The following is a 320-nucleotide window of genomic DNA, read 5'->3' as shown; positions in this document are numbered from 1 at the left end:
CATCCGGAGCGGAGCCGTTATCGATGTTTGACCATCAAGGCCCTCGCACGACCGAAAGCTGCTGCGGCAGGAGAAACGACCCCATGTCGGTGCGCATCGAAAAGGCCGGCCTAGAGCCACGCGATCAGGTCGTTCTTCAGACCGCGCGCTACTTTTTCGAAAGCTTCGCAAACCCCGAACACCAGAGCTGGTTGCTTGGGCTCACATGCCCGACCCTGACCTATGGCGAGATCGACGGGGTCCGCGTCGCGAGCCTTGTGCTCGGTGCGGTGCAGGCGATGCGACAGGCGCGCCAATCCTGTTTCCGGTTCAACAATCCC

Annotated in this window: 1 protein-coding gene; it reads left to right on the top strand. The window is 61.6% G+C overall.

The genetic code is table 11. The annotated features are described in order from the left end of the window. Positions 1 to 83: 83 nt before the first annotated feature. The coding region (locus E0702_RS16265) for a hypothetical protein (protein ID WP_205741981.1) at positions 84 to 320 on the top strand (237 nt) is incomplete at its 3' end.

Source organism: Halomonas marinisediminis (genome assembly GCF_004347715.1).
GTDB lineage: Bacteria > Pseudomonadota > Gammaproteobacteria > Pseudomonadales > Halomonadaceae > Halomonas > Halomonas icarae.
The sequence above is the reverse complement of the archived record's forward strand: the minus strand, read 5'-3'. Positions and strand labels throughout refer to the sequence as shown.